Genomic DNA, 25,326 nt, shown 5'->3' with positions numbered 1-25,326 from the left:
TTTATTCATAAAAAGCGAAGCGCCAGCTTCGCTTTTTTGTTGCCTGCAGTAATTTCTTACACTCTAAAACATGCCCATCTGTATTCCTTTGCTACAATTTGGCAACAGATAAAGGAACTAAGCTGACACTCTTTTGCATTCACGAGTCAATTTTTATCATGTTATCGCTTATTTACTGTTCGCGACTTTATGCGTGATCGTGTTTGTGCTCATGACAAACCTCGCTTCTTATGCCGGTGATAATATCTCTGAGCATCGTGATGTTGTGGTCAATGAGCGCTTTGCTGTGCTTGATGAGCCTACTCTCCTTGCAAAAGTACTATCGCAATCAGACGCCCTGTTTCAGTCAGGCTCTTGGGCGCAAGTACCTTGGCGTTTTTCGACTGAGGAATATTGGCTAAGTATCGAGCTAACGAATACCAGAGAGCAAAACAAAGAGTTAGTAGCACGGTTTGATAACCCAATGCTTGATAAGCTAACGGTGTATCACTTAGATTCACAACAACAGCTCCTCGAGTCCCTGAGCTTGGGTGATCACCGTCTTGGCTTAAGTTCGTTGCAATACGCATTACCTCATTATGCCTTTACACTGCCCGCAAACGAAACACAGTACCTGTTAGTGGCCATCAACACATCAGGCATTAGTAAAACGCCCATCACCATTCACGAGCGAGAGAAGTTTGAACATCTTACTCTGAGCGCTTTTTCACTGTGGAGTGTGTATGTGGGTGTGCTGCTTATGACCGCTGTATACAACCTTATTTTGTACTTCAGTATTCGTGATCGCGTTTACCTAGTTTATGTTGCTTATATTTTATCGGTAATGACCTTGCTCGGTACGGTATTGGGTTATGGTTTTTATTTATGGCCAGTGGATTGGCAACTCTACTTCCACCACAAAGTCATCATTAGCAACTTCGCCATCGCGATTACCACTCTGGGCTTTTGTATTATGTTCTTGCGGTATTACAAGGATAAACAGCGCCCTTATACTATCGCGATTCGTTACTTACAGCTGCTCATAGTCTTGTGCATAATCAGTGCGTGGCTGCCTGAGTACTATAGTGCGCCATTGTTCTTTTTAACGATGCCTGGGCTATACATTATTTGCTTGTGGCTCATTTATAAAAAGCTTGTTTCAGGGTTTCGCTGGGCGAAGTTTTATATCATTTCATGGCTCCCCTTAGTCTGCTCTGCTGCTGTGCAACCGCTCGAACTCACTGGGGTGTTGGAATATAACTACCTTACTCGCCATGCATTTTTGTTCGGCAGCTTGATTGAAATTGCCCTGATGGCACTGGCTCTGGCCGACAGAGTACGGTATCAGCGTAAAAAAGCGCTGTACCATGCTACGCACAACTCTCACAGTGGATTACTCAACTACACAACCTTGAGCCAACAGGTTGAGAGCTTGCAATCGAGTGGCATACCATTTTGTTTATGCGTGATTTATATGAACACTTATCAAGGGTTGCAGAAAATACTCAGCGTTGAGCAAAGTAACAATTTACTGCGCAACGTGGCGCAAAACATCAACCAAAACCTGCTACACATGAACTGCTTGCCAATCGTGCATCACAGCGATGAGAAAGTCGTGGAACTCAACGGTGGTTGCTTAGCGTTTATGTTAGATACTCAAAACCGAACAAACATGCATGATGCGCTCAGCCAGATGATCATGTCCCTTGATAAAGCATTTGATATTGAGACTTTAACACTGCAATCTGACTATCACATTGCAGTGATTGAAAGCACCACACTGCATGGCAATGTAAAACAGCGTATCGAATATGCCTGTCACACCTTGCAAAGGAAAAGTGCTCAGTTACAGTCTGTTATTTATTTGGATAACGAAGAAACGGGTAACAGCAACCAACTCGCGCTTGCCGCAAAACTGCAAAAAGCCATCAGCCACTCACAACTGCGTATTTATTATCAGCCTCAGGTTGATTTAGATACGTTGCAAGTCAGTGGAGCCGAAGCCTTATTGCGCTGGCCTGGAGTACAGAATAAGGATTTCACGGTTGAAGATATTATCAAACTCGCTGAGCAAGTCGGTCTTATCAATGACCTAACAATGTGGGTCATCAATACAGTATGTCACGATATCGCTGAACAAAATGGTGCATGGCACGCACACTGTGTATCTATCAATATTAGTGCTCGTGATATTCACATTGACGACTTTGCCGATAAACTCGCATATATCCTCAAGAGTAATCACATTGAGCCACACCAAATCAAGCTCGAGCTCACAGAGTCAGCCTTGGTTGACGACATTCAAGCACTCAAAACGCTCATTTCTGAGCTTGCACAATTAGGCGTTCTTGTGGTCCTTGATGACTATGGAACAGGCTACTCTTCATTAGAATACGTGCTTGAGTACGCCTTCTGTGAGCTAAAAATAGACAAGCACTTTGTTATCTCCATGGCCAGCTCCGAACATCATCAAGCCATTGTGCGCACGACGATTAATATGGCTCATAACCTTGGTTTGCAGGTCACTGCTGAAGGCGTAGAAACGCAAGAAGTCGCTGCACTATTGCGAGAATATCGTGCCGAAAAAGGACAAGGATACCTGTTCGCAAAACCCATGCCTATTGGCGAGTATGTGCAGTGGCTAAGCGAGCATCGTAACCAGCATTAACTCACATGCATTGAGCGTCTTTGTTTGATACCATAACGACTTAACAATTGCGTCGGAGTGATACATGCAAGGGACACTAAAAAAAATGAAAACACAGCTAGGCGCAACGCCAGCTGACACTGTCCACTACCAACTTCCTGTTGGCGAAGAGCTCATAGATTTAAATGGATTGATTGGCAAACCTCTGACTATCACTCACACAGGCAACATTTTTTGCAGCAGTTGCGGTAAGAAAACTAAAAAGAGTTACTCACAAGGCCACTGCTTTGTTTGTATGCGTAAACTCGCCAGCTGTGACATGTGTATTATGAAGCCGGAAACCTGCCATTTTGAACAAGGTACTTGCAGAGAGCCGCAGTGGGGAGAAGAGAACTGCATGATCCCACACTATGTGTATCTCGCAAATACCTCAGGTTTAAAAGTCGGCATCACCCGCCATACGCAAATCCCAACGCGCTGGATTGACCAAGGCGCTACAGCTGCACTGCCAATTATCAAAGTGCAAACTCGCCTTCAGTCGGGGTTAGTGGAAGTTGCGTTGGCCGAGTTCATCGCTGATAAAACCAATTGGCGCAATATGCTCAAAGGCACGTCGGTAGATGTTGATTTACTCGCTGCCCGTGATGAACTGTTACCGCAAATCAAAGACAAATTAGATGAATTGGCTGAGCTGTTTGGTGCTACGGCAATCGAGGTGCTAGACGAAGAGGTCGTTACTATTAGCTACCCAGTTAGCACCTATCCAAAGAAAATTAGTTCCTTCAATTTTGATAAAGAAGCCGGTGTGAGTGGTGTGCTTCATGGCATCAAAGGGCAATACCTCATTTTTGATACGGGTGTAATCAACATTCGTAAATTTGGTGCTTATGAGGTTGAGGTAGACTATGGCGCATAGCAAAGTCTGCGCTGCTGCAAGGCTTACCAATTAGGTAGCCTTGCAGATAATCACACCCCAAGGCTTTTAAAAAGTCTTGCTGACAGGTTTTCTCGACCCCCTCTGCAACCACTTCCAAATTCAAACTTTTTGCCATCGCAACAATGGCACTGACTATTTCACTGTTACCATACTCATCGGGGACTTTACTCACAAAACTGGCGTCAATTTTGAGTTTATCAATCGGCAGTTTAGTTAAGTAGCTCAGTGCAGAGTAACCCGTACCAAAATCATCCAGAGCAATGCGCACTCCCAACCCCTTTAACCCATTAAGTACTTTTTTAGCTTGTGAAAAAGACTCGATGAAACTGGACTCTGTGATCTCCAGCTCCAATTGACTCGCATCTACATCATACTTTTCAATAGCCGCTTGTAGCTTTGCCACCAAACCATCTTGGCAAAGGTGCGCTGCAGAAATATTGATAGCTAAACGCCCTTGCCACTGTCCTGATGCCTGCCATTGGCCAAGCAGTTGGCAACTTTGCTCTATCACCCATAAGTCGATTTGGGTGATCAAGCCCAACTCCTCAGCCAAGGGAATAAATTGGCAAGGCGGGATCATCCCGCAATGCTTGTCACGCCAACGAAGTAAAGCTTCAGCCCCAGCCAAGGTGAACGTATTACCATCTATAATGGGTTGCAAAAACAGCTCAAACTCCTGTTCTTGGAGCGCTTGCTTTATACGGCTAGTCATCGTTAAACGCTCTAAAGAGCGCGCATTCATAGTCGACTTATAAAGCTGATATGAATTGCGACCTAAGTCTTTTGAGCGATACATGGCGACATCGGCATGCTTGAGTAATTCCTCAATAGAGCTGCCATCATCTGGATACATAGCAATACCAATGGAGGTAGTGACATTGATACTGCGCTGCGCAAGCGCAAAACTGGCATTAAACTGTGACAATACCTGCTCAGCACATTGAATGACTTCATCTAGGCTGTCTACTTCATTGAGTAAAAGAGTAAATTCATCGCCACCGAGACGCGCCAATGTGTCGCCACTGCGAGCGCAGTGTTGCAGTCGTTGCGCGGCCTGTTTGAGCAGTTCATCGCCTATGCTATGCCCTAAGCTATCGTTTACTCCTTTAAAGTGATCAAGGTCGATAAACATCACCGCTAGCTTTTGTTGCTGCCTTTGGCTGTGTGCCATCGCAACACTTAAACGGTCTTTAAATAAGCGCCGATTTGGCAGACCCGTTAAGTCATCAAAGTACGCCAATTTAGCAATTTTTCGCTCGGATGCTTTACGCTCTGTAATGTCGCTGAATATTCCAGCGTACACCACGTTATCTTCACCTTTTTCCTTTATCTCAATGATGGTTAACCATTCCAAATAGGTGTCACCGTCTTTTCTGCGGTTACATATCTCTCCTTGCCACACACCATGACGCTTGATGGTTTGCCACATGCGTTTGTAGTAATCATCATCATGCTTGCCAGAGCTCAGAATGCGAGGCGTGTTACCAACAACCTCCTTACTGGTGTAGCCAGTCAACCGGGTAAACGCTGGGTTAACCTGCAAAATCACCCCGTTTTGATCGGTGATCATAATGCCATCAAGCGACGCTGCGATGATTTTGTTTGCAAGGTACAAGTCTTTTTGTGATGCCTGTAGTGCCGAGTCTCGTTCAGCAAGTACCGCTCTGAGCTCACTCAAATACGCCGACTCAATCTCAGTATTGATATGTTTGAGTGTTAGTACACCAAGCTCTTTGTCACCTGTGCTGGTTGAGTCAACGACCACGAGGTGGCGAATGCGGTGATGATGCAATTTTTGATAAGCGCACAGCAAAGTATCACGGTTCGTTACTGTCACTAATTCCTTACTGGCAAAGGCCCAACATGCTTGTTGTTCGTCATTTTCTAACAACATATCAAGCACATCAGCTGCGGTGATAATACCAAGCTTGCCATCATGCTCCACCAGCACAGCATGAGTATTTGACGTCGCCATTTGTTTGGCCACAAAGGTGACACTGCTATCCCCTCTAACACGAGGCACATCACTGTCGTAATGGTCGCCAATCAGTTTCAAGTGCAAGTAATGCTCTAACCCCTGACTATCGACAATATTGGCTAACGATAATAAACGCACGGGCTGATTATGCACATCAACCACAATAAGATGACGTATCTTTAAATTCACACATTTTAGTGCTGCGTCACTGAGCTTTTCATTTTCGGAAATCGTATGTACAGGGGATGACATAAATCGCGAGATTGGCTGGTTTTCATAGCCTCGTTGCTGTGACTGCATTTTGATACAATCAGACTCAGTCCATACACCCACCACTTGCTCCTGCTCACATAGTGCAATAGCACTGGCTTTATGTTTGCGCATAAATGCGACAACATTAAGCACGGTGTCATCGGCGGCACAAAAATACAGTGGCGAGGTCGACGCATCCTTTACTTTGAAATCCCTAGTACTGAGTTGCATAATTTATCCCATTGAGAATAACGTTCACATACTAATAAAACGTGCAAAAAGTAGGCTTGACCTAGGACAATAAAATGACGCAATTTCTGTACCCAATTATCGCTGTAGAGCCTGATTTTACGGACCTTATAAAGGACCACTCAGAATATAAAAGTCGCTACAACCACCAACTACTCTTTGTTGTTGATAGTGCAGGAAACTACTATTCACCAGAGGGTGATTTATGCGTTAATCGGTGGAAAGAGTTATGTGATGCGGCAAAAAAATACGTTAGCGCTCAAGGCTATTGTTGCACCGCAAAATTACAGTTTGATGATGAAAATCAGATCTTTGCGCTACTTAAAGAGTTAGATTTATAAACAGTTTAACCATCAAACGCAGCAAGCTGACCGCGTAGGTAGTGTTCAACACCGCGCGCCAACGCCGAAAGATGGTACCCACCTTCTAAAAATGACACGATCCCTTTTACCTGATGCGTACGAGCAAATTGACCAATACACTGACTAAACCACGCATAATCCTGCTCGACAAATTTGAGTGCCGCCATGTCATCTTCAATGTGACCATCAAATCCTGCTGATACAAAGATCATCTGTGGCGCAAACTGCGTTAATGAAGGTAACCATTGCTCTTGCACCACTTGGCGTAATGCATTGCCATCACTGGCTGGCGGCAAAGGGGATTGAATAAGGTTTGCGCGCTCTACTGGCTCAGGGTTTGGATAAAGCGGGTTTTGATAGAGTGAACACAGCAACACGTTAGCATCTTGTGCAAAAATGCTTTGTGTGCCATCACCGTGATGTACATCAATATCGAGAACAGCGATACGCTCAATGCCTTTGCTTTGCGCATAGCGCACCGCGATAGCTAGGTTATTAAAAATGCAAAACCCCGCACTGTGGTCTTGGCTTGCATGGTGGCCTGGTGGGCGCACAGCACAAAAACCACTGTCGATTGTACCGCCAAGTATTGCGTCAACCGCGGTTAACCCAGCCCCCACTGCGCGCTCCACAGATGCCATGGTATGTGGGCACAGGTGCGTGTCACCGTCTAAATCTGCGTAGCCCTCTTTGGGGATACGCTGCTCGACTAAACTAACGAGTTGCTCACTATGGGCTCTTAGATAATCGTCTCGCTGCGCTCTTGTAGCACTGATTTGAGTCAGTGATAAATCAAGACCACTGGCCAAAATCCGGTCTTGAATAACATCCAGGCGTGCTGCACATTCAGGGTGTTCTGCTCCCATATCGTGGCGTCGACAAGCAGGATGAGAAATAAGAGCAATGCGTGACATGATTCGCTTCCGTTGCACTGAGAGTGTAGAGCTTAACAAAGTCGCAAGTGCCCAGCCTTGCGACTTTGGTGTTAGTTGCTAAGACTTAGGGCGCAAATCTAAATTGCGAAAATCAAAACTGAAGTCTGTCACATTAGTCGATACAGCACGCATACTTGCGCTTTTTACTTTGTTTTGCGTATCCATAGTGAACTCTATGAAAGCATCGGCTTCCAATAAAGGTTCGTCCCACTTAACCACAAAGGTATTGCCACTGTGGTGAACCAACTCACCTTTGAGACGCTTGGTGTGGGTAAAGTCGATGCGCAACTTGCCATCAAGCTCTTCAATCACCACATCGCCATACCAGTTATCATGCAGCGTGCCTGTATAGTAAATTGCTGGCAGTGCGCTTTGATAATCCTCAACAAGCGCTGGTTTAGCACCCGCATACGCCTTTTCTTTGTCAGCAAAGTGGCGCTGCGCATACATTTCAACGTAGTCTTTGTCTTCTAGCTCCAATGCTTGCTCAAAGATCTCTTCAGTGACCGCTGATAACGCTGCAAATGCTTGTTGGTTCGACAATATCACCACACCGAGCTTTTTCTCTGGGATCAAAGAGACCTGCGACACCATCCCCAAAATACCGCCACCATGACCGACTCGTTTATAGCCATGGTAGTCTTCGATTGACCAGCCTAAACCATACCCTCGAAATTGTTGGCGCGAAGCTTCAAACGCACTTTTTGAAGCGGGGCGGTTAATGTGCAATAGCCACATTTGCTGCTGTTGCTGCTCGGAGAAAAGAGTTTCGCCGCTGGCCATTACACCGCCGTTTAATTGTGTATTAAGCCATAAACTCATCTCATTGACGTTAGAAGCAATCGCCCCCGCACCACGAAAATCCTCTAAATAGTTAACAAAAAATGGATGTAACTTACCGTTGAGTGGAATGTTGCCCGTGGCGAAATTGGTGTTATCTTCATCTATGCGAGAGAAACCAGCACGTGATTGCTTCATCCCCAACGGAGTCAGCATTTTTTGCTCCACATAATCTTGCCAACTCATACCACTGACTCGAGCTACGACTTCCCCTGCGGTGACAAACATCAAATTGTTATACGCATATTTACTGCGAAAGCTCGACTGCGGCTTGAGGTGCTGTAGGCCCGCAAGAATATCCTCAACTGATTTGTCTGTATCAGGCCAGATCATCAAATCGCCTTGCCCAAGCCCCAACCCACTGCGATGGCTGAGTAAGTCGCGGATGCTCATTTCACGAGTTGCATAAGGGTCGTGCAAACGAAACTCCGGCAAATGGTCAATGACTTTGTCATCCCAGCTAAGCTTACCTTCATCTACTAGCATCGCGAGCGCTGCACTGGTGAAGGCCTTAGTGTTTGAGGCGATACCAAAGAGTGTATCTGCGTTAACGGGCTGCTGAGTCTCAAGGTGACGAACGCCAAACCCCTTGGCGTAGAACACCTCGCCATCGGCCACCACAGCAACGGCCATACCGGGCACATCAAAGCGCGCCATGGAGCGCTCAATAGCCTGTGTTATTTTATTCTCATCTAATTTAGCAACAGCGTTAAAGTGAACACCAGCTAACACTGCACAGCTAAGCAGGAGTGACTTAAGTTTCATTCTTTGTCCTTTAAATGGATCTGCATTTCACGTTGATGACGCGCCGCATCTTGGTCTTCAACGCTTGCTTGATTTTTTATACTTTGCACGTAGTGCTCGGGCAAGTTCGCTTCTATGGCACCAAAGTGCACATGTTGAACGTACCATTCATATGGCAGTGCGACCTTGTCTATGGTGTTGGCAATGTAGCAATATGCAACCAGCGCTTCTTGATTATGCGTTAAAGTGACATCTACATGGGTAATGTCATAACGCGGCCCCTCAATATGGTGTAATTCTTCTTGTTCATGAAACTCAAGCTCCCATACCACACCATACACAGAGCTGTGCTCGTGAGGATGAATGGTACACTTACCCGAGCCATCTAAGCTCAACATATCAAATGCCAGTTTATACCCTTTGAGATGAGCAACTCCCACTCGTTTGGCATTAGGCAAACGTGCCTTGATCCGTTGCGCTGACATATTTGAGCCAAAAGAAAAGTAATAACGTGTCATAACAGTACCACCTGTATTGCCAGTGCAATTAGCACCACACCAATCGCTCTATCAAACCAAAAGCCTTTGGCATTGAAAAATTGCCTTACCGTCACCTTTGACAAAATAACGGATAAAAACGAAAACCATAGCCATGTCGCCAAGGCCATGTAAATGCCATAGCCTAACTGCACCACTTTAGGTGTTTGAACTGATACCACCAGCGTAAATAACGACAAGAAAAACAAGGTTGCTTTGGGGTTGAGGGCGTTAGTTAAAAAGCCGCGACGAAACGCCACACATAAGCCTTGGTGCTGCCCGGTATTTTGTACGTCATCACCTAATGCAGACGGTTTCGCCTGAATCGCCTGCACGCCAAGGTAGGCAAGGTATGCTGCGGCTACATATTTGAGCACCATAAACACCGTAGGCGCTTGGGAAATCAATAAGGCCACCCCTAACAAGCAATACACAACATGTACTAATATGCCAGCTCCTACTCCTGCACTGGTAGCCAAACCATTGGCACGGCCATAACTGACACTGTTTTTAAGTACTACAGCGAAATCAGGGCCCGGACTGGCAACGGCAAAGAAATGCGCAATAGCGATAGCCGCAAATTCAGGCCAATAGCTCATGAAGCATCCTCTGCAATTAATGACAGCAACAGTGGATCGGCACTTTGCTCACTGAGCGCTTTAATCTCCTTCGTAGCCTTTTTGAAGTAGCTTCTTAAGTGCCCTTTTAAGTGCTTGTGAGCCCCTGTTATGCCCTTGGCATGACAAAACAAAGCCAATAGGAACACGTGCTGTAATTCAGACAACTCGCTGCTGCGATTAGCATAAGGGTTATAGCATTTACCACAGCCACCGCGGAACTGATAAACCGTGTTAGACAACATCACCCCAAAACCAAAGAAACTCGCGATTACCTCAGTCGCAGCATTCACAAATTCTTCTCCACCTGGTGGCATTTGTCGTGCTTGATACACCATTACGCGGGCAAAAGTCTGCGCAAAGCTGGCAATAAGGTCTTGCGGCTGATTAATCTGTTGCGGGTTATATGACATATACACCACCCCATTTTGAGCAACCAGTTGTGCCTGTTCACCGCGCAAACGCCCTGCGAACTGCATCACAGGAAATGGCTGTTGAGTCATGCGTGCAGGCGCAACAAGCTCAACAGGCCACTGCTGTAATCCTGCATACTGCTTCACCTGCGCAAACACTTGGCTGGCCATTTGCTCAACACTGGTGCTGCGACCTGAGAAAAATTCATTGGTAGGAAGCACCAATTGGCTGTGCTTCATAAAGTAATCGCCATCAAAGTGCTCATATGCCCACAAAAAAGTATCGAGGAGCCATTGTTGTTCACTTTGTTCTAGCAAGGGTGCGGGTTTTAGCCAGTTAAACATATTCTTTTTTTAGCGCTAATTATCTTTTGCTAGCATACCAATTCAAATAAAAAATAACAGCGACATAAGACGATATCCCTCTTGATTGTCCCCTTATTTAACACAATAATGGTGCGGCCTTTGGCATTTTCGAACAGATGTGCTAAACCCCTTAGCACTGAGCTTATAATTTACGAGTTTAGTTATGCCCCATATCATTATTGAACATTCTGAAGACCTGCCGGTATTACCCCAGGTATTGGTAGAGAAAGTGCATCAAGCCACCTTCAGCAGTGGTTTATTCGATTTACCTGCGATTAAAACCCGCGCTGTGGCCTATCAGCACTATAAACTTGGTGAAGGAAAGGATGGTTTCATTCACATCTGCGCATACATAATGGCGGGGCGAACGACACAGCAAAAACAGCTATTGAGCCAACACCTTCTAGAGTGTCTGCGTACCTACTGTCGGCGTTCGTATTGCCTCAGTGTTGATGTTCGCGAGTTAAATCCTGAGATCTACCTGAAGAGTTAAGGCGTGTTGACCTGTGCCGTTTGATTTTGCAGCAGTCATTGGGGTATTTTGGCAAGGCAGAGTCTGCGTCGCATAGTGATTCTATGTCAGTCATGATTCTATGTCAGTCAGGCGATAACGCAGACAAAATACCCCAAGGGCGCCGCCCAGAGGTGTCAACGCTCATGGGTGAATAGCGTACAAACGCGCGGCATTAGCAAATGCAAGGTTGTCAAAATCAGGTAAATTGAGCTGCGCGTAGTCTTGCCATAATTCGGCATATGACGATGCAAACAAACACAGTGGAAAGTTACTGGCCAGCATCACTCGCTTACTCGAAAAAACACTAATGGCAAAGCTTATCACCTGTTTTTTCCACGCCATTCCCGCATCAGGTTGCAATATTTCCCAACCACTGCACTTAATAAATACGTTTCGATTCGCTGCCAGCAAAGCGATATTTTTTTGCCATTGCAACCAATTAGCACGCGTCGGTAACCCAGCATGATTGATGACTATTATCAAATTTGGGTGATTGTGAGCGTAGTCAACCACACCATTACACAAACGCTCATCACTGACATCAAACTGAGCTTCCCATATCAACCCTTTAGCACTGAGTAACGCCAGATTGTCATCGACATTACTGTCTAAAAGGCGCTCTGCGTCATCCCCTTCAGTGATATCTCGAATACCTCTCAATATCGCGCTATCGGCCTTATCCAAGGCTTTGGCGAAGTGCTGATGAGGCAGGTCGATAGCGACATAACTAATGGCACTGTCTTTGAACCCTTGGCTTTGTAACCACTGCGTTTCTCGCACCGGATCACGATTATCAAACCCCGCCTCAATGTGCACTACACCTTCGAGAATGAAATCAGGGCCGAGTTTTAAATCGGCGCGATTAAAATCTTTCCTGATCAGTGTTTTTTGCGGCCAAAACGGTTCACCGTCTTGTTTTAGCCAAAAATAATTCCCTTTGCTGTAAGCAAAGAAGTGCACATGAGGGTCATAGATACGTTGAGTCATTTACTGCGCCGTGTAACCACCGTCGATAACTTGCAGCGACCCGGTAATAAATCGCGCCTTGTCACTGGCCAAAAAAGCCACCAGCTCTGCAACTTCTTCTGGTTGACCTAGTCGTCCCAGCGGCTGTAGTGACGCTTCTTGAGCAACAACTTTGTCTTTTGGCTCGCCTGAGCGCTCACAGTAACTATCAATCGCGGCATGGAACAATGGGGTTTCAATGGTGCCGGGACACACAGCATTAGCGCGAATACCAAATTCGGCATAATCGAGCGCTGTGGTTTTGGCCATAGATGCCAAAGCTGCTTTTGAAAGGTTATAAGCAAAAGAATTACGCTTACCCACGAGGGCTTGGTCTGACGCCAAATAGATTATTGAGCCCTGCTTTGCCTCACGCATTGAAGGCAACACTGCCTGCGTTGCAGCAAAAGCACCTTTAATATTGAGCGCGATGACTTCATCGAGCAGTGCTTGTGATGTTTGTTCAATATTGGCACTGCGGTGTATGCCAGCATTGCAGACCAGCACATCAATGCGTTCTTCTTGCTCGCAAATATCTGCGATAACACTTTGTACAGCAGACACATCACGCATATCGCAATGGCGGTATTCCCCTTTATCTGAGGTTACGATGTCCAAGTTGTATACTCGGTAGCCTTGCTCTGCCAATTTTTCTACAATGGCCAGACCAATTCCTTTACTTCCACCCGTTACAATAGCGACTTCACTCATACTTAATGCCTTGATGTACTATTGAGCTAATACTAGCATCAGCCCAAAATTAAATTATAGGAATAACTAAAATGACTTTTCGTCTTACTATGAAAGTACGCGATTACGAATGCGATTTGCAAGGAATAGTTAATAACAGTGTTTACTTCAACTACTTAGAACATGCTCGCCATGAGTTCTTGTTAGCGAAGAACATTGACTTTGTCGCACTCGCGAAGGATAAAATTAACCTAGTGGTGGTGCGCAGTGAAATGGATTATAAGAGCTCTTTAGTACCAGGAGATGAGTTTTACGTAACGGTAGAAGTGCTGCGTGAGAGTCGATTGAAATTTGCGTTTATCCAGCACATTTACCGCGCCAGCGATGACAAACTAGCGCTCAAAGCCAAAGTGATTGGCACCTCAGTCAATGCTCAGGGGCGTCCTTTCATACCAGAGCAACTCGACAGCTTGTTTAGTGACTCAATCTAATTTGCTTGTGCAGCAAACGTCAGTGTGTGTGAGCCAGTTAATGTTAGGCTAACTCCACTGACACTCAATGAAGGCGTTGATTTCAAGGTATCTAATAATACCTGTTCTGTCTGGCCCTGTTGCTGTGCACACAGTTTGTAGGTCATCCCCACATTGCTCACAAGCAAAGTACTTTCAACAACTTCTGTACTGGCAAAAAAGTCATTACAACCACTGTGACCTTCTAATTGCATCGCATCAATAAAGCGAATATAAGCTGTAGTATTAATAGGTTGCGAATCAATCATAACAAGTTGCCAACGCTGAAACTTCATTTCATTCGCCAAACGTTGCTCTGTTGATGCACAACCAGCAATCAATATACAGATAAGTAGCGCACTCACCCATTTTATAATCACTGTTATAACCCTTTTAAAAGCCGGTTTGTCCGACTATGGACACAAGGGGCGGTATGCTAAATCAAAGCCACTGCTTTTGCATTATTTGTGATCCCATAAATGGCTCTAAAACGTAACATTTAACTTCCTTTTTACACCCTTATACACTTTAGTATAAAGTGTATAACAGGTACCGAAAAATGGATTGATATTATGACTATGCAGTTTTGTAAGTCACTTGTTGTATGTGCACTTGGCGCAACCTTGGCCGCCTGCGGTGGGGGTGGAGATTCTGAGCAGTCGAACTTAAATGGCAACTCTAGCTCTTGGCAATCAGGAGTGTTTGCCTCGTCTAACCAATTCAAAGGCCAATGCGCCAATACCTTAGACCAAAAGAATTGGCTTCGCTCTTGGAGTAATGAAACCTACCTTTGGTACGATGAAATTGTTGACCGCGACCCAAGCAGTATTGCTGGCGTAATTGACTATTTTGATGTGTTAAAAACCGAGCAAACGACCAGCTCCGGTGCGCCCAAGGATAACTTTCACTTCAGTATTCCCACTGATGAATGGCAACAAATGCAACAAAGCGGTGCATCTTTAGGTTATGGCTTTAATTTTAAAGTCATCAAAGGCGCGCCACCGCGAGAAGTTGTAGTCACCTATACAGAACCTAACACAGCTGCAGTCACTGCAGGTGTTCAGCGTGGTTGGGAAATTGTCGCGGTTAATGGCGTTGACGTAGTAAACAGTAATAACGTTGATGCGATAAATGGTGCGTTATTTCCATCTAGTGCCAACACCAACACCGAATTTACTTTTAAGCTGGTAGGCAGTAATGAAGAGCGCAGGATATCACTCACCTCTGGCGAAGTGATTCAAGATCCAGTGATGAATGTAAAAACCATCAATACGAATACTGGTTCTGTTGGTTACATCCAGTTTAACGATCACAACGCGCCTGCAGAGCGCCAATTGTACGATGCCTTTAGGCAGCTCGATGTTGCTAATGTTACAGACCTCGTTATTGATATGCGCTACAACGGTGGCGGCTATCTTGCTATGGCTGCACAACTGGGTTACATGATTGCCGGCGCTGATAACACGCGCGATCTCGTTTTTGAGCAAACAATATTTAACGACAAATACCCAACCACCAATCCGGTTACAGGAGCACCGCTCACACCTTTCCCATTTATCGATGAATACATTGGCTTTGATCCTGACTCAGGAATCACAGACGGTACCAAGCTACCGAGCCTAAACCTTGAGCGCGTCTTTGTGCTTGCTGGCAGCCGCACCTGTTCAGCCAGTGAAGCTCTGGTTAATGGACTAAGAGGCATTCCAGATAGTCGTGGTTTTGAAGTCGTCCTTATCGGCGGTAACACCTGTGGTAAGCCGTATGGTTTCTACCCAACAGATAACTGCGATACCACCTTTTTCACGATTCAATTCACGGGTGTGAATCACGCTGGATTTGGTGAGTATTCTGAGGGATTTGCACCGCAGAACCTAACCAGCAGCGAGCGCAACCCTGTGCGTGTAACTGGCTGTGCTGTAGCAGATGACTTTAGCAACTTACTTGGTGACACGAACGAAGCGATGTTAGCCGCGGCACTAAACTATCGGGTCAACCAAAGCTGCCCTGCTCCAAGTAGCACCTCGGGATTAAAAGGTTATGACGTACAAAGTGCTAGCGCCGATCCTGCACTAGTGATTAGCGATCCACGTTGGCAGACTCAGCTGCGCAACAATCGTATTTTGACGCTACCTCAAGGAACGACCAATGATTAAAACAGCCGTTATGGCACTCATATCAGCACTGTCTGTAAGTGCACTTGCTGGGTGCAACGCCACGCAGCAGCTCCCAGCTGAGTTGCGGCCTGCCTTGTTGTCTCAGCCAAGCCAGCAGCAGGTTTCTGAACTGATTGCTGGCATGCTCAACAGCCAATCGGTGCGCTTAAACTCCAATGTATTCATGGATAAGAGTTCATTGGTCGTTGAGCCACCAAAAATGACGGATGCAAACGGTAACCCGATTATGGGCAAGGTACTGGAGATGCCACAACGCTTTATGCTGATGACAGATGGCACGCAATGTTACATCCGTCACCTCAACACAGAGCAAACTATCGCTGCACCACAATTGTCGTGTAAACAATGAACCGTGTGTAGCTTTAAAACGCAAAAGAGCCAGCAGATGCTGGCTCTTTTTGTATTAACGCAACGTCGTTTACTTGATTTCAACTCGCGTTGAGCGCATCACCACTTCATCATTGAGCTCAATGCCAATACCCGGCGCTTCACTCACTTTAAACTTGCCGTTCACGGGTTGCGGGTCTTGAATACACAGTTCACGGTTCCATTTCTTAATCGCATAGGTGTGGTGCTCGTGAATTAAGAAGTTAGGAATAGCAGTTTCTAGATGCAAAGACGCCGCTGTAGCAACGGGGCCACCACACACATGGGCTTGAATACGCACGTCGAAAATGTCTGCGTAATCACACACTTTCTTGGTTTCAGTAAAGCCACCGCACAAACCGATATCCGGCTGCAACACATCGATACTTTGGTCCTCAAGGTAAGGACGTACACCCCAACGGTTATATAAGCGCTCACCACCAGCAATTGGCACGGCAACCTTGTCAGCGACCTTGGCATGCAGTGAATGGTTAAGATAATTCACTGGCTCTTCGTAATACATACAATCAAATTCTTCAGCAATTTCGCCGATTTGAATCGCGGATGTTGCTCCCGGTAAGCTATGGCATTCAAAAATAATATCAACTTCATCACCGACTGCTTCGCGAATTGCTTGCATACGCGCGCGGTACAACTTCATTTCCGCACGAGAGATGATCTTAGTGCGGTCATAGTAGGTATTACCGTGTTTATCATACTGAATTGGGTCCACTTTTACGGCGTCGTAACCCTCTGCCATGGCTTTAAGCGCTGCCTCGGCATACTCTTGAGGCTCCACCAGCGCTTTAAACTCTTTGTCCCAGTCAAATTGCAGCTGTGAGGCGTAGGTGCGCAGCTCATCATTCACTTTACCACCTAGCAGTTGATACACAGGTAAACCCAGCGCCTTACCCTTGATATCCCAAAGCGCTGTATCAATGGCGCTCATGGCTGCATACACCACAGGCCCACCACCTAAGCCCCAAAAGCTCTCGCGGAGCATACGTGACCACAGCATTTCCGTTTGAAATGGGTCGTGACCAATTAAAAACGCTTCTGCCATTTCTTTAATCATGGCTGCGGCTGCACTATGGCCCAAGTCGTATGCTAAGCCTGCTTCACCGACTCCACTGATCCCCTCGTCAGTATGAATACGCACGAATACCGGCGTCCACGCAGGACGGTCCGGGCAGTGAATATCAAATACTTCAACGCGATTAACTTTCATAATCTTTCCTTAGGGTCTGTTTATCTTTGTGGTTAACTTTATGTTCAATCTAAACGCATTTTGATGAATTTAGCACTAACCTATACGGCATAATTCATCCATGAAGTTTGGTTACATCGTGCATCCATGCACTCACCTCGCTATGCTGCGAAGCATTGCTTCGGTCTTGCTCGCCTATGTAAATAGCGAGCAACACAGAGCAGGGTGCGTTTAGATGAACCCGTAGGGCAGCAAAAATAACTACCCCACACATGTGCGGCCTTATATAAATACACTACATACTGCTGCAGAAACGAACAACAAAGGTCAACAGCCCCTATTATTCGGCAAAGCTAGGATCTAAACGGTAGGCTTTACGCAGCATTGCCGGCCACGCTAGTTGACCTCCAGTACTGCCGCTGTGTACAACATTCGCCTGATTATAAATATTGTCGATAATGGGTTGCGGCACCCTAATCGGTGCTTGATTCATGCTTTGAATTGCCACTTGAATTTCACATGCTCGCTGCAAATCATAAAAACGCATAAACGCATCGCCTACCGTAGGACCAACAGTGAGGCCGCCGTGATTAACCAACAACATGTGATTTGTCGTGCCCAAGTCTTGCTGCAAGCGCGCTTTCTCTTCGTCATTCACAGCCAAACCTTCATACTCGTGATAAGACAACGAGGGCAAAGAGAACATAGAATGCTGAGAATAAGGTTGTAGGCCCCCTTCAACACTGGCAACAGCGATAGTCTCTTTGGTATGTAGGTGAATCACACAATGTGCATCTTCACGGACTTCGTGAATCGCGCTGTGGATAGTAAAGCCCGCAGGGTTAATGCAATGAGGTGTATCATCTAAGATATCACCATTGAGGTTTACTTTAACCAAGTTAGAAGCACTAACCTCGTCAAAGCTTAAACCAAACGCATTCACCAAGTATTCGTCGGTGCCTGGCAAACGTGCCGACATATGGGTGTAGATGAGATCGCCCCAGCGAAAGTGCTCTACCAGTCGATAGCATGCAGCCAAATCAACACGTAAACGCCACTCTTGTTCACTGACTTTACCTTTGAGGCTCACAGGGGGTAAATGAGGGATCACACTCATATGTCTCTCCAATTACTTTATAGATGTATAGAAGTCTAAACACTTGTTGTTTATGAGGCAACAAAAAACCACCGCCTGAGCTCGCCAAACGGTGGTTTCTTAGTATTGATTAGCGATTACTGAAGTATTATTGAACACCAGCTAGATAATCAGCGATTGCCGCAAACTCTTCGTCAGTAATGTTCATTACCATTGCTTTCATCGCTGCTGACATACCATTGCTGCGTGCGCCTGACTTGATGTCTTTCATCTGCGCAACAAGATACTCTTTGTTCTGGCCTGCCAATTTTGGATACATACCCATAATTGGTGTTTTACCTTCAGCGCCATGGCATGTTTGGCAGTTCTTAGCGGTGTAAAGAGCCTCACCATCAGCTGCGTGTGCATTCATTGCCATCGCAGAAACTGCAATAGCACCGGCTCCCATAAGTACTTTTGTCATTTTTTTCATAGTATTTACTCTTATTTTGACGGTAAAAATTAGGGCGTTTTGTACCCCACTAGCAATGAGTGTAGACCCATGTTCTTTACTGTAGCAACTAAGAATTAACAGACACTGAGCACAAAGCCACGCTGCCAATTGGCATTACCACATTAGATCATCAGGAACTTCATAGCCTGCGTACGGATCATCCTCATCTTTTTCTTGGTCATCATTTTCAACATGGAAAACAATATACTTTTCATCAACTTCAGCAATTTTACGAGCAGGTTCATCCTGCAATACATAAAACTTACCTTCTAAAACACAAATTGCAAGGCGACCGCTAGCCAACGCTTTTTGCGTTTGCGCGTTAACCTCAATTTCTTTGATTTTGCTATCGTAGGTAAAGTTGAACGTGACCTCACCACGAATTTCATCCTGATTGTGGTGTTCTAAAATTTGTTTAACGCGCGCAACTTGCTCTCGCTCTTTGATTTCAGCCTGACGCTGCTCGTTGAGTTGAGCCGCTTTTTCTTGCTGCGCTTGCTTTGTTTGCTCAATATGCTTTTGCAAATCGCTCTGGTCGCTAGTTGCGCCTTTCTTCTTCTTTTTCTTCTGCGCTTTGCGTTTCTCGGTTTTCGCCAACTTTGCTTTGTGCTCTGTGGTTAAACCCGCTTTGAGTAATTGATCTTGTAACGAACCCATCTTAGTCACTTATTACATACAAACTGAATAGAATTATTCTACCCCAATTAAATTCATATTTTGACCATCTAAGAATAAATAAACGTAACACCGAACAAGGTGACATCTACGTAAGAAATACACTAATCACTAACATTTTGATTAATCGCATGCTTTCTAGATAAGCTATGAGGCTATGATACACTTTGCTTGAACTGTTCAATTGATACTGTGCTATGTCGTACTGGTTATTGCTGTGCTGCTCCGTTGTTATCTTCTTTGTGCTTTACGCAGTACAGCCATTATTAGCGCTTTTTGCTGAGCAATACGAGGTAAGCCCCGCCACATCAGGGTCATTAATGACCTTCACCATGTTGCCCCTAGCCATTGCTCCTTTGTTATATGGTGTGCTTTTAAACAACAAAAACCTGTATCGGGTGTTGCAATATGTCATGGTCATCCTCGCCATTAGCAATGCGCTTATTCCATTTTCAGAGCACTTTTGGCAGTTACAAAGCCTACGACTTATTCAAGGCATTGCGCTTCCTGCAGCACTTACTGCGATGACCGCAAGCATTGCTTTGCGATATAAAGACGCCGATATTACCCGAAAAATGAGTGGCTACATTGGCAGCACCATTGCGGGCGGTTTTTTAGGACGTGCGCTAGCAGCGGGGTTTACAGAATACATAAGCTGGCAAAGTTTTTTTTGGTTCAACTCGGTCTTATTATTGGTTTTTGCCGCATGTATCCCTGCCAAAAAGAACCCAGTCCGACAAGCCCATTCACCTTTTCGCGGTAATGTTGCCGCACTTGCCAATACCCGAATTCTGACTTTATACGGCGCAGTGTTTTGCATGTTCTTTTGCTTTGCTGCATTACTCAATTACCTGCCGTTCATATTGCGCAGCACCTATGCCATGACCAGTACCAAGAATATTGGTTTGGTTTACAGCGGTTACTTACTGGGCGCCCTTGCAACGCTCCTCACCCCCTATCTGCATAAGCGCACCAAAGGGCTTTTCTCGTTTCTTGCAGGTATGTTTTTGTTCTACGTGGCGACCATTTTGCTCATGTACTGGCAACAGTTTGAGTTATTCCTCTTTGCCTTTACTTGCTTTTGCGCGTCTATGTTCATTATTCACGCCACAGCTGCACCGCTTGTGAATACACTGAGTCGTGCAAGCGCGAGTTTAACTAACGGTGTTTACGTGAGCTTTTATTACTGTGGTGGGGCGTTGGGGTCAGTGTTACCCGGTTTGCTGTATCAAGCCTATGGTGAATTTGCGTTTTTAAGCTGTTTGGTTGTGGTGTGTATAATGGGTTACGCCTTTATTGTTGTGCCGCAGCGTTTGGGTACATCTATAATCAAAGGCTCATGACCCCAGTGTGCAAAAATCAAAGGCTCATGACCCCAGTGTGCAAAAAGTTGCTCTAGCGCCTTTTTAGGCACCAGCCATGTTTGCGTATTATCAAAAGGATGACAGTGATACGGTGTGCTCTGTTGAGTCTCATTCCATATTGCCCTATCAAGCCATAGTTCAACGTGACACTGGGGATCATTCATTAATGCCAACATAGAAACACAGCCCTTTTTGACTCCCAAAAACTTTTCAAGCCGCTCATCAGAAGCAAAGCCTAACCGCGATACCTGCTGAGTTTTTGAAAGTGCTTTTAAATCAACGAGCGCATCATGGCTTGTTATTAACAAAAAGTGGCGTCGCCCGTAGTTATCGCGCAAAAATAAGTTTTTAAGTCTCACCCCAGGACGGTGCAACGCGATATCATCAGCGCACTGCGCCGTAGCCAATGGCGGGTGAGGTAGTTTTTCGCATTCAATAGCTAATTGCTGACACAGCTCATCAAGAGCCTCTATAGACGCTGGCATTAATTGCACTGACCACGTAACTGCACACTAAAATCCCGCCAAAGCACTTCGTTAATGTCATACTCTTGCGGACAATAATTACGTGCCTTTAACTCTTTCTTTAACGCTGCTGCAGCTTCATCTTCGAGTTGTAGTTTCAATGCCGGTGATTCATCAAAGTGTTCTTGTTCCAAATAACTTTTAAGCTGAGAACGGCTCACTGGTTTATCCATATTCAAATTAGTGCGCTTGTTTGCTTTTACCGCCATCACATAAGCAAATAACTTCTGCCCTTGCTCATTGGTTTTCTCATAAAACTGCTGACTAACTACTTCATAAGGCTTCTCATCAGGCGAAGAGCTACATGCCACAAGCGCTGACAACAGAAAAAGTGTGCTTAATTTTTTGCCCATAACCTATACTTTCAAACTAGCTTTAATGGTTACTGTAACAAAGCGCCGAGCAGATTGGGCACTTTGAATAAATTTTTTTGTGGTCGATGCTTGACCCGCGCAGAAAAATTTATAAAATACGCATCGTTCCTTCGGGAATATCCCAATGAAGTGGGGCTATAGCTCAGCTGGGAGAGCGCCTGCCTTGCACGCAGGAGGTCAGCAGTTCGATCCTGCTTAGCTCCACCACTTTCTTTTTTGTAATACCTTTAGCCGTCAGGCATCCAAGCCCATCCCCCGGCTCGATATCCATATCTCGCGTTCAAAACTAAAAAAGCAGTGCTTTTTTCGGGCGTTTTTCACCCTGCTTAGCTCCACCACTTTCTTTTTTTAAATACCTTTAGCCGTCAGGCATCCAAGCCCGTATTCTCAAACCGCTAGTCGGTCGTCTCTTTTTAAGCTTGTAGGCAAGACTTTAGTCTTGCGGATGCCAATTACGACTTACATCTAGGTGCTTTTATTCGTATTATTAAGCTGTTACGCCAGCCTATTACTGAAATACGATGAGCCCTCATAAACAAAGCTTAATCTACTTACATATCGCCGTACTCTTGTTTGGCGGAACCGCGCTGTTTGCCAAACTCATCAATCTATCCGCGCTCGATATAACCGTGTATCGCACAGCCGTCGCGTCAGTCGCTTTGTGTCTATTACTGCTCGCTCAAGGCTCTCGAATTCGCCTTAATCAAGGTAAAGATTACGCGGTGGTTTTATTGCTCGGCGCGATAGTTGGGGTGCACTGGGTCACCTATTTTGAGGGCATGCAACTGGCTGGCATCACCATAGGGATTATCGCCTTTTTTAGCTACCCTGTTTTAACCGTACTCATAGAACCCCTGCTGAGTAAGCAGGTTCCTAAGGCAAAAGATATAGTCAGCGCTATCGTCGTTATGGTGGGGATTTACTTACTTGTGCCCGAGGCTAACCTTGGTAATGATGTCACGTTAGGCATTGTCACAGGAATATTCTCAGCATTGTGCTTTGCCATGCGCAATATATTACAAAAACGCTATTTTACTCACTATAGCGGCCCACAAACGATGTTCTATCAAACCTTAATAGCATCGTTAATGCTGTGTGCATTTGTGGATGTGCCCATCACTGAGGTGGCACAACAAGATGTACTCTTATTACTACTTGTAGCTATTGTGTTCACTGCTGCTCCCCATGCATTATTTGCTTCTTCATTACGAGGGCTGAGCGCAACAACGGCTGGACTTATCTCTTGCTTACAACCCTTGTATGCAACCATTTTGGCGTTTATGCTGCTTAAAGAGCGGCCTGATTTTACAACCTTAATTGGCGGTTTAATGGTGGTCAGTGCAGCGTTATTTGAAACGTGGTCTGTATCGAGGCAAAAACAATGAAAGTATTTGCACACCGCGGTGCCAGTGGTAACTACCCTGAAAATACGCAACTAGCTATACAAAAAGCCCTTGAAATAGGGGTTGATGGCATAGAGCTGGACTTACAAAGCTGCCTAGATGACTACGTGATCATCCACGACTCTTGGCTCGATAGAACCACCTCAGGGCAAGGAAAAGTCAACGCTACACCTTTTGCCGATATTCAATTATACGATGCAGGTATGGGCCAGCGCGTGCCTGGTTTGCAAGATGTAATAAGTTGGGTCAGCAAACAAACAATGCTCAACTTAGAGCTCAAACACACATACTCTTTAGACAAACTCGTGAGCACGATTGAAGACAGTGTGACCGCTGGATTATTGGACCGTGACCAACTTATTGTCTCTTCTTTTGATCACCATCAATTGATGTGGTTGAAGCAACACCTTCCTTGGGTAAAAATTGGTGCTTTAACGGCTTCAATCCCGCTCGGGTATGCTGAATTTGCTCAACGCCTCAATGCTTTTAGTCTGCATGTGGATAAAAACTTCATTAATCATGAGTTTGTTGCTGACGCCAGAGCTAGAAATTTAGAAATATATGCATACACGGTAGATAAAGCCGACGATATTTTACAGATGCATGCACTAGGGTTAGATGGCGTTTTCACTAATTACCCGTGCAACACTAAAATAGTATTAGCGCAAAATACGGGCTAAAGCACACTGTGGTTTTGCGGTTTTCGCAAAAGACAATATTAGCTAAATACTTGAAAATATTTTGCTTTATATAATACTGAGCAGGATAACATGGTGCTTATCAGGCAGGTGGAGCCGCATCACATGAGTTGGTTTATGGGCATTTATAACTACATTGAACAAACATTTTTCTTCACGTTGACACGTAAGATAGTCGGCAATCTGAGCTTTTTGTTCGTATTACAGTTAATCACTTTATTGTGGTTGTACGATACTGTGGCCGATGAAGGGATTGGCTTACTCGTATTGCTCACTATTTTGGTTGTCGGCGGCTTTATATTTACCGTGTTTTATATGCGCCACCTCATTGTGCGACCAGTCCAATCGATGCGCGATACATTGATTCAAATAAACCAACAAGATGCCAACCTCAATGCGCGATTGCCAGAATTCACATTCGATGAATTTCGTGAATTAAGTCAGCAATATAACCGGTTTGTTCACCATTTAGGTGAGCTATTAGCGTCAACCTACCAAGGTGCCGAAGAAGCTGCGAACAGTAACCAAAGCGTGAATTTATCAATGCAAAACACCGCAGACTTAGGCGCGCAACAGCTGCAATTTAGCAATGAAATCGCAGCAAGTACTACCCAAGTGACCCAAAGTTTAGAACAGATCGTCACCAATACTGACACCGTATTTAGCGCCAATAGCGACAACCTTGTCTTTGTACAAAACTCCTCTGGTGAGCTCACGCAACTGGTAGAGCAAATCAAGCAAATCACGCAACTTTTGGGACGCTTTGCACAGACGGTCACGGGCTTAAAAGAAAACTCTGAGAACATTCGCAACATTTTGAAAATGGTCGAGGGCTTTGCCGACCAAACAAACCTATTAGCATTGAATGCCGCAATTGAGGCTGCACGAGCAGGTGAAGCAGGTCGTGGCTTTGCTGTGGTCGCTGACGAAGTGCGTAGCCTGTCGTTAAAAGTCAGTGATGCGACAGGGCAAATAAGTGATTTTATTAACCAGATGAATAACTTGGTTGCTGATACCAACCAAGAGTCAGAGCTGCTGATTGACCATTCCTCACAAGCCGAGAATGCCATTAATGCTACGGCCACAGGCTTTATTCAACTTGTAAATGACTTTGAGCGTAACCAACAACAGCTACAAGAAATTGTTGCTGCGGTACATGAATTAGAGCAAACGCAAGCCAACACACAAACCTCGGTTGACCAAATTCGTCACCTAGGCGAACAGGCCAAAGCACAAATTGATGAAGCAGCACTGCAATGCGCCCGTTCAGAACACCTAACGCGTACCACTCAGGGCGACTTACAGCGCTTCGTAAAATAACCGAATAAACGAAAAAAGCCGCGTAATCGCGGCTTTTGAATACTTATTTGTTCGTTATC

Annotated in this window: 26 protein-coding genes and 1 tRNA gene; 12 read left to right on the top strand and 15 right to left on the bottom strand. The window is 45.3% G+C overall.

The features are described from left to right. Window positions 1-211: 211 nt before the first annotated feature. A complete protein-coding gene (locus tag AAEU32_RS07950) occupies window positions 212-2,647 on the top strand; it encodes an EAL domain-containing protein (protein WP_421969993.1) in 2,436 nt (811 codons plus the stop codon). 64 nt (window positions 2,648-2,711) lie between these two features. Then, complete coding sequence (locus tag AAEU32_RS07945) at window positions 2,712-3,542, top strand: DUF2797 domain-containing protein (RefSeq protein ID WP_421969992.1); 831 nt, start codon at window positions 2,712-2,714, stop codon at window positions 3,540-3,542. On the opposite strand, the gene AAEU32_RS07940 is transcribed toward AAEU32_RS07945, so the two are convergent. After that, window positions 3,490-6,024: an EAL domain-containing protein gene (locus AAEU32_RS07940; RefSeq protein ID WP_421969991.1), complete on the bottom strand. Its 2,535-nt coding sequence runs from the start codon at window positions 6,022-6,024 to the stop codon at window positions 3,490-3,492. The two genes, AAEU32_RS07945 and AAEU32_RS07940, sit on opposite strands and share 53 nt — an antisense overlap. A 74-nt stretch (window positions 6,025-6,098) precedes the next feature. Here AAEU32_RS07940 and AAEU32_RS07935 point away from each other — a divergent pair, with 74 nt between their 5' ends. After that, window positions 6,099-6,383, top strand: coding sequence for a hypothetical protein (locus AAEU32_RS07935; RefSeq protein ID WP_421969990.1), 285 nt, complete (start codon window positions 6,099-6,101; stop codon window positions 6,381-6,383). Between the two features lie 5 nt (window positions 6,384-6,388). Here AAEU32_RS07935 and AAEU32_RS07930 read toward each other — a convergent pair whose 3' ends face one another. From AAEU32_RS07930 to AAEU32_RS07910, 5 genes are all read right to left on the bottom strand, one after another. Then, entirely contained in the window at window positions 6,389-7,318 is a 930-nt protein-coding gene (locus AAEU32_RS07930) for a histone deacetylase family protein (protein ID WP_421969989.1), read from the bottom strand. A gap of 78 nt (window positions 7,319-7,396) precedes the next feature. Beyond that, window positions 7,397-8,944, bottom strand: coding sequence for a serine hydrolase (locus AAEU32_RS07925; protein ID WP_421969988.1), 1,548 nt, complete (start codon window positions 8,942-8,944; stop codon window positions 7,397-7,399). Then, window positions 8,941-9,441, bottom strand: coding sequence for a gamma-glutamylcyclotransferase family protein (locus tag AAEU32_RS07920; RefSeq protein ID WP_421969987.1), 501 nt, complete (start codon window positions 9,439-9,441; stop codon window positions 8,941-8,943). Before AAEU32_RS07920 ends, AAEU32_RS07925 begins: the two co-directional genes overlap by 4 nt. Next, the gene (locus tag AAEU32_RS07915) at window positions 9,438-10,058 is read right to left on the bottom strand and encodes a LysE family transporter (RefSeq protein WP_421969986.1); all 621 of its coding nucleotides are present in this window, start codon (window positions 10,056-10,058) and stop codon (window positions 9,438-9,440) included. Before AAEU32_RS07915 ends, AAEU32_RS07920 begins: the two co-directional genes overlap by 4 nt. Further along, a complete protein-coding gene (locus AAEU32_RS07910) occupies window positions 10,055-10,834 on the bottom strand; it encodes a hypothetical protein (protein WP_421969985.1) in 780 nt (259 codons plus the stop codon). Before AAEU32_RS07910 ends, AAEU32_RS07915 begins: the two co-directional genes overlap by 4 nt. Window positions 10,835-11,018: 184 nt before the next feature. Here AAEU32_RS07910 and AAEU32_RS07905 point away from each other — a divergent pair, with 184 nt between their 5' ends. Beyond that, entirely contained in the window at window positions 11,019-11,348 is a 330-nt protein-coding gene (locus AAEU32_RS07905; RefSeq protein WP_421969984.1) for a 5-carboxymethyl-2-hydroxymuconate Delta-isomerase, read from the top strand. Between the two features lie 162 nt (window positions 11,349-11,510). On the opposite strand, the gene AAEU32_RS07900 is transcribed toward AAEU32_RS07905, so the two are convergent. Then, complete coding sequence (locus AAEU32_RS07900) at window positions 11,511-12,356, bottom strand: amidohydrolase family protein (RefSeq protein ID WP_421969983.1); 846 nt, start codon at window positions 12,354-12,356, stop codon at window positions 11,511-11,513. Next, window positions 12,357-13,085 (bottom strand): SDR family NAD(P)-dependent oxidoreductase, encoded by a 729-nt coding sequence (locus AAEU32_RS07895; RefSeq protein WP_421969982.1) that lies wholly within the window; start codon window positions 13,083-13,085, stop codon window positions 12,357-12,359. A 71-nt stretch (window positions 13,086-13,156) separates the two neighbouring features. Here AAEU32_RS07895 and AAEU32_RS07890 point away from each other — a divergent pair, with 71 nt between their 5' ends. Continuing rightward, the gene (locus AAEU32_RS07890) at window positions 13,157-13,555 is read left to right on the top strand and encodes an acyl-CoA thioesterase (RefSeq protein ID WP_421969981.1); all 399 of its coding nucleotides are present in this window, start codon (window positions 13,157-13,159) and stop codon (window positions 13,553-13,555) included. Here the strand turns inward: AAEU32_RS07890 and AAEU32_RS07885 are convergent. Next, window positions 13,552-13,953 (bottom strand): META domain-containing protein, encoded by a 402-nt coding sequence (locus AAEU32_RS07885; RefSeq protein ID WP_421969980.1) that lies wholly within the window; start codon window positions 13,951-13,953, stop codon window positions 13,552-13,554. The two genes, AAEU32_RS07890 and AAEU32_RS07885, sit on opposite strands and share 4 nt — an antisense overlap. A 192-nt stretch (window positions 13,954-14,145) precedes the next feature. On the opposite strand from AAEU32_RS07885, the gene AAEU32_RS07880 reads away from it, so the two are divergent. After that, window positions 14,146-15,726 carry a S41 family peptidase gene (locus tag AAEU32_RS07880; protein ID WP_421969979.1) on the top strand — a complete coding sequence of 527 codons (1,581 nt, stop codon included), beginning with the start codon at window positions 14,146-14,148 and terminating at the stop codon, window positions 15,724-15,726. Continuing rightward, entirely contained in the window at window positions 15,719-16,096 is a 378-nt protein-coding gene (locus AAEU32_RS07875; protein WP_421969978.1) for a hypothetical protein, read from the top strand. Before AAEU32_RS07880 ends, AAEU32_RS07875 begins: the two co-directional genes overlap by 8 nt. Window positions 16,097-16,165: 69 nt before the next feature. Here AAEU32_RS07875 and AAEU32_RS07870 read toward each other — a convergent pair whose 3' ends face one another. The 4 genes from AAEU32_RS07870 to AAEU32_RS07855 form a co-directional block, all read right to left on the bottom strand. Then, a complete protein-coding gene (locus tag AAEU32_RS07870; RefSeq protein ID WP_421969977.1) occupies window positions 16,166-17,341 on the bottom strand; it encodes a mandelate racemase/muconate lactonizing enzyme family protein in 1,176 nt (391 codons plus the stop codon). 319 nt (window positions 17,342-17,660) lie between these two features. Continuing rightward, the gene (locus tag AAEU32_RS07865) at window positions 17,661-18,437 is read right to left on the bottom strand and encodes a class II aldolase/adducin family protein (protein WP_421969976.1); all 777 of its coding nucleotides are present in this window, start codon (window positions 18,435-18,437) and stop codon (window positions 17,661-17,663) included. Window positions 18,438-18,564: 127 nt separating this feature from the next. Further along, a complete protein-coding gene (locus tag AAEU32_RS07860) occupies window positions 18,565-18,879 on the bottom strand; it encodes a c-type cytochrome (protein ID WP_421970096.1) in 315 nt (104 codons plus the stop codon). 144 nt (window positions 18,880-19,023) lie between these two features. Continuing rightward, window positions 19,024-19,566: a DUF2058 domain-containing protein gene (locus tag AAEU32_RS07855; protein ID WP_421969975.1), complete on the bottom strand. Its 543-nt coding sequence runs from the start codon at window positions 19,564-19,566 to the stop codon at window positions 19,024-19,026. A gap of 215 nt (window positions 19,567-19,781) precedes the next feature. Here AAEU32_RS07855 and AAEU32_RS07850 point away from each other — a divergent pair, with 215 nt between their 5' ends. After that, the gene (locus AAEU32_RS07850; protein WP_421969974.1) at window positions 19,782-20,927 is read left to right on the top strand and encodes an MFS transporter; all 1,146 of its coding nucleotides are present in this window, start codon (window positions 19,782-19,784) and stop codon (window positions 20,925-20,927) included. Here AAEU32_RS07850 and AAEU32_RS07845 read toward each other — a convergent pair. Together AAEU32_RS07845 and AAEU32_RS07840 are read right to left on the bottom strand one after the other, a co-directional pair. Continuing rightward, entirely contained in the window at window positions 20,870-21,433 is a 564-nt protein-coding gene (locus tag AAEU32_RS07845; RefSeq protein ID WP_421969973.1) for a prolyl-tRNA synthetase associated domain-containing protein, read from the bottom strand. The genes AAEU32_RS07850 and AAEU32_RS07845 overlap by 58 nt on opposite strands. Beyond that, window positions 21,433-21,825, bottom strand: coding sequence for a hypothetical protein (locus AAEU32_RS07840; RefSeq protein WP_421969972.1), 393 nt, complete (start codon window positions 21,823-21,825; stop codon window positions 21,433-21,435). Before AAEU32_RS07840 ends, AAEU32_RS07845 begins: the two co-directional genes overlap by 1 nt. A gap of 152 nt (window positions 21,826-21,977) precedes the next feature. Between AAEU32_RS07840 and AAEU32_RS07835 the strand changes: the two genes are divergently transcribed. The 4 genes from AAEU32_RS07835 to AAEU32_RS07820 all read left to right on the top strand — a co-directional run bounded on the left by AAEU32_RS07835 (window position 21,978) and on the right by AAEU32_RS07820 (window position 25,267). After that, window positions 21,978-22,053, top strand: a tRNA-Ala gene (locus tag AAEU32_RS07835). Between the two features lie 314 nt (window positions 22,054-22,367). Continuing rightward, window positions 22,368-23,231 (top strand): DMT family transporter, encoded by an 864-nt coding sequence (locus AAEU32_RS07830; protein ID WP_421969971.1) that lies wholly within the window; start codon window positions 22,368-22,370, stop codon window positions 23,229-23,231. Beyond that, window positions 23,228-23,929 carry a glycerophosphodiester phosphodiesterase gene (locus AAEU32_RS07825; RefSeq protein ID WP_421969970.1) on the top strand — a complete coding sequence of 234 codons (702 nt, stop codon included), beginning with the start codon at window positions 23,228-23,230 and terminating at the stop codon, window positions 23,927-23,929. Before AAEU32_RS07830 ends, AAEU32_RS07825 begins: the two co-directional genes overlap by 4 nt. Window positions 23,930-24,052: 123 nt before the next feature. Then, complete coding sequence (locus AAEU32_RS07820; protein ID WP_421969969.1) at window positions 24,053-25,267, top strand: methyl-accepting chemotaxis protein; 1,215 nt, start codon at window positions 24,053-24,055, stop codon at window positions 25,265-25,267. Window positions 25,268-25,326 lie beyond the last annotated feature (59 nt).

The organism is Pseudoalteromonas maris (assembly GCF_049257235.1).
In the GTDB taxonomy this organism is placed as follows: domain Bacteria; phylum Pseudomonadota; class Gammaproteobacteria; order Enterobacterales; family Alteromonadaceae; genus Pseudoalteromonas.
This window is presented reverse-complemented; position numbering and strand designations above follow the sequence as displayed.